Raw genomic sequence first — 5,006 nt, 5'->3', positions numbered from 1 at the left:
TGCCGCGGTCGTTGCATGTGGATGCGCCGTCGTCGAAGGTCGAGTGGGGTTCGGTGCGGGTGCTGACCGAGGCCCGTGCGTGGCCGGAGGTGGACCGCCCCCGCCGCGCCGCCGTCTCCTCCTTCGGAGTGTCGGGGACGAACGCACACCTCGTCCTGGAGGAGGCGGCGGAGGAACCGGTTCGGGAGGCCCCGGTCGACGCCGGCACGCTGCCGTATCCCCTCTCCGCTCGCAACGACGCCGGAGTCCGGGAGCAGGCACGGCGGCTGCGCGGACACCTCGAACGCCATTCCGGCGTCGCCCTCGCGGACGTCGCCCACTCGCTCGCCACCACACGCACCGCGTTCGCGCACCGCGCGGTGGTGCTCGCCGCACGCCGCCCGGATCTGGCCGGACTGCTCGACGCCTGCGCCGCCAATGAGCCGCACAACGACGTGGTCACCGGGAAGGTCGTCTCCGAAGGCGGACCCGTCTTCGTGTTTCCGGGGCAGGGGTCGCAGTGGGTGGGGATGGCGGTGGAGTTGCTGGAGTCCTCGCCGGTGTTCGCCGCGGCGATGGAGGAGTGTGCGGGGGCGTTTGAGGGGTTGGTGGAGTGGTCCCTGGCCGAGGTGTTGGGGGATGAGGTGGCGTTGGGGCGGGTTGAGGTGGTGCAGCCGGTGTTGTTCGCGGTGATGGTGTCGTTGGCGCGGTTGTGGCGGTCGTTTGGGGTGGTGCCTGCGGCGGTGGTGGGTCATTCGCAGGGGGAGATCGCGGCGGCGTGTGTGGCGGGTGTGTTGTCGTTGGAGGACGCGGCGCGGGTGGTGTGTGTGCGGTCGAGGTTGATCGCGGAGGGGCTTGCGGGGCGTGGCGGGATGGTGTCGGTGGCGTTGCCGTTGGCCGAGGTGGAGGGGCTGGTGGCGTCGTTCGGTGAGGGGCTGGTGGTGGCGGCGGTGAACGGCCCTGAGTCGGTGGTGGTCTCGGGTACGCCGGAGGCGGTGGCGGCTTTGGTGGAGCGGGAGCCGCGGGCTCGCCGGATCGCGGTGGACTACGCCTCCCACTCCCCGATGGTCCAGGACCTATGCGAGGACGTGCTCAAGGCACTGGCGCCGATCGCCCCGGCCACGGGCACGGTCCCCGTCTACAGCTCGGTGACCGGTGGACTGGTCGACGGATCGACCATGAGCGCGGAGTACTGGTTCGCCAACCTGCGGGAGCCGGTGGACTTCGCCGGGGCCGTGTCGGCGCTGCTGGCCGACGGCTTCCGGGCGTTCGTCGAGCTGAGTCCGCACCCGGTGCTGACCACGGCGGTCGAGCAGACCGCCACCGCCATGGACACCGAGATCGCCGTGGTGGGCACGTTGCGCAGGCAGTCCGGCGGGCAGACGCAGTTCCTGCGGGCCTTGGCCGGAGTCCACGTTTCCGGAGTCGAGGTGGACTGGAGCCCGGTGTTCCCCACCGGCGTCCGCCAGGTGGAACTTCCCACGTACCCGTTCGCCAACGAACGGTTCTGGCTGGACGGAAGCTCCGCTCGCGGTGATGTGTCCACGGTCGGCCTGGCCGCGGTGGACCACGGGCTGCTCGGTGCGAGGGCGGACATGGCGGGTTCCGGCGAGATCGTGCTGTCCGGGGCGCTCTCGCTCCTCTCCCATCCATGGCTGGCCGACCACACGGTACGCGGCTCGGTGATCCTGCCCGGTGCCGCCTTCGTCGAGCTGGCCGTCCGGGCGGGCGACGAGGTCCGCCGCCCGGTCGTCGAGGAGCTGACCATCCACGCACCGCTGGTCATCCCGGCGGGCGAGCGGGTCGATGTGCAGGTGTCGGTGACCGCCGACGGCCATGTCCAGGTCCACTCCCGTACGGCGGGTTCGGACTGGAGGTACCACGCGAGCGCGCTGACGACCGACCGCGCGGAGGAGGCCCAGGTCTGGGGGAGCTGGCCGCCGGAACCGGCGGAAGCGGTGGACATCGAACGGTTCTACGACACGCTGGCGGGCGACGGCCTGGGGTACGGGCCGGCCTTCCGGGGCGTACGGGCCATGTGGCGGTCCGCGGACGCCTTCTACGCCGAGGTGGCGCTGCCGGACGAGGTGCCGGCGACCGCGTTCGTGCTGCACCCCGCGCTGCTCGACGCCGCGCTGCAGGTGATGGCCTTCGGAGCGTCGGAGTCCGGCCGCACCTCCCTTCCCTTCGCCTGGTCGGGGGTTCGGGTACACGCCTCGGGGGCCCGGTCACTGCGGGTGCGCGTCGCCGCGACGCCGTCCGGTGACATCTCGCTGCTGGCCACGGATCCGGCGAACGCACCGGTGGTCACCGTGGACCGCCTGCGCGCCCGTCCGCTCCGTACCGACGAGGCCGGTCCGGCACTGGACGGTCTGCTGTCCCGCCTCGACTGGACACCCGTGGACAGCCCGTCGGCCGAGGACTCCGGCCCCGTCGTGATGTACGAATGCGAGGCCATGGACGCACCGGTCGAGGTGGCGGGCCGGGCGCTGGAGGCCGTCCAGGGGTGGCTGCTGAACGAGGGCCGTCCGGACTCCCGCCTCGTCGTGGTGACGCGCGGCGCCGTGTCGACCGGCCCCGACGACGCCCTGTCCGCTCTCCAGCAGACACCGGTGTGGGGTCTGGTGCGCTCGGCGCAGACCGAACACCCCGGGCGACTGGTCGTCGTCGACATCGACGACGAGTCCGCCGACGCCTTGCCCGCCGCCCTCGCGACCGGTGAGCCGCAGCTCGCCCTGCGCCGCGGCGCGGTCCTGGCCCCCCGGCTCGTGCCCGCCCGGAGCGACGGGGACATCCCGCGGATCCCGGCCGATTCGACAGTCCTCGTCACCGGTGGCACCAGTGGACTGGGCGCCCTTGTGGCGCGGCATCTCGCCGGGACGCACGGGGTCCGTCACCTGGTCCTCGTCAGCCGCTCCGGATCGCGGGCCGACGGTGTGGCCGAGCTGGTCGCCGAACTCGGTGAACTGGGTGCGACGGCCGACGTGGTGGCCTGCGACATCGCCGACCCGGACCAGGTCCGGACGCTGCTCGACGGCATCGAGGAGTTCCCGCTCGCCGGTGTCGTACACGCCGCGGCCGTGCTCGACGACGGAATCGTCACCTCGATGACCCCGGACCGGCTGCGCACCGTCGCCGCACCGAAGATCGACGGGGCATTGAACCTGCACCGGCTGACCGAGGGCATGGACCTCGCGCTGTTCGTGTTGTTCTCCTCGGCGGCCGGAACTCTCGGCTCTCCGGGACAGGCGAACTACGCGGCGGCCAACACCTTCCTCGACGCGCTCGCCACCCAGCGGGGTGCGGCCGGCCTCGCCGGGCACTCCCTCGCCTGGGGCCTGTGGGAACAGGCGACCTCGCTGACCGCCCCGGTCAAGGGCACCCGCCCCCAGGCCGCGGTCGGCGCCCTGTCCACGGCCGAGGGCCTTGCGCTGTTCGACCGTGCGCTGGCCGGTACCGACCCGGTGACGGTGCCCGCGCGCAGGGCACCGGTCGCCCGTGGCCCGGTGCGACCGACCGCCGCGGTCGCGGTCGCCGAGCCGGACTTCACCGCCCGGATGGGCGCTTTGAGCCCGGCCGAGCGCAAACGGGAACTGCTGAGGCTGGTACGCGAGCAGGCCGCGGCCGTCCTCGGATTCGCCCGGCGCGACGAGATCGACCCCCAACGGCCGTTCCTCAACGCCGGATTCGACTCGCTCACCGCCGTGGATCTGCGCAACCGGCTCAACACGGTCACCGGCCTGCGGCTGCCACCCGCCACGACCTTCGACTTCCCCACCCCCGACGCCCTCGCCGGGAAGATGGCCGAGGAACTGGCCTCGGAGACCGGCACCGAGCAGGCGCTGCTGGCCGCGCTCGACCAGCTCGAGGCGGCACTCGCCGCGCCGTCGACCGACGGGGCGCTGCGCACCGTCCTGGCCGACCGCCTGGCCCGGCTGCAGGCGCACAGCGCACCGGCCCGGCAGCCCGCCGCGGAGCTGCGGACGGCGAGCGCCGGCGAGCTCCTCGACTTCATCCACAACGAACTCGGCATGAAGTAGAGCCCTTCCTGCCACTCTCACAGACAGGTCCCGTGTCATGCCGAACGAGGAAGAACTGCTCAACCACCTGCGCTGGGTCACGGCCGAGCTGCACGAGACCCGGCAGCGTCTGCAGGAGCGCGAGTCGGCCGCCCGTGAACCCCTCGCGATCGTGGGCATGTCGTGCCGCTATCCCGGCGGGATCAGCTCACCCGAGCAACTGTGGCAGCTCGTCATCGACGAACGCGACACCGTCACCTCGCTGCCGACCGACCGGGGCTGGGCCCTGGAAGGGCTCTTGGACGACGACCCCGCCAGCCGCGGCAAGTCCTACGTCGCACGCGGCGGCTTCCTCACCGATGGCGACTGGTTCGACGCCGAGCACTTCGGCATGTCGCCCAGGGAGGCGCTGGCCACCGACCCGCAACACCGGGTGCTGCTCGAACTGGCGTGGGAGGCCCTGGAGCGGTCGGGCATCGCCCCCGACTCGCTGCGTGGCAGCCGGACCGGTGTGTTCACCGGGGTCATGTACCACAACTACGCCGACCGCCTGACCAGCGCGCCCGAGGAGCTGGAGGGCTATCTCGGCACCGGCAACTCCGGTGGCGTCGCCTCCGGCCGGATCGCCTACAGCCTGGGCCTGGAAGGGCCCGCCATGACACTCGACACCACCTGCTCGTCCTCGCTGGTGGCGTTGCACCTGGCGGGCGACTCGCTGCGCAAGGGCGAATGCGACCTCGCCCTCGTGGGCGGAGCGACGCAGATGTTCACGCCCGCCGCCTTCGTGGAGTTCTCGCGGCAGCGGGGGCTGGCGGTGGATGGTCGGTGCAAGTCGTTCGCGGAGGCCGCGGATGGCACCGGCTGGTCCGAGGGTGCGGGGCTGGTGGTGGTGCAGCGGTTGTCGGATGCGGTGGCTTGTGGGCGTCGGGTGTTGGCGGTGGTGCGGGGTTCTGCGGTGAATCAGGACGGGGCGTCGAATGGGTTGACGGCGCCGTCGGGTCCTGCGCA

2 protein-coding genes are annotated in these 5,006 nt (G+C 72.3%); both read left to right on the top strand.

From position 1 onward, the window contains the following. On the top strand, positions 1–4,019 hold a 4,019-nt coding region (locus J5X86_RS49970), incomplete at its 5' end, for a type I polyketide synthase (protein ID WP_208523203.1). 37 nt (positions 4,020–4,056) lie between these two features. Further along, positions 4,057–5,006, top strand: a 950-nt coding sequence (locus J5X86_RS49965) for a beta-ketoacyl synthase N-terminal-like domain-containing protein (protein WP_208523202.1), incomplete at its 3' end; no start/stop codon positions are given.

Source organism: Streptomyces sp. NEAU-YJ-81 (assembly GCF_017592595.1).
Classification (GTDB): domain Bacteria; phylum Actinomycetota; class Actinomycetes; order Streptomycetales; family Streptomycetaceae; genus Streptomyces; species Streptomyces hygroscopicus_B.
The sequence above is the reverse complement of the archived record's forward strand: the minus strand, read 5'-3'. Positions and strand labels throughout refer to the sequence as shown.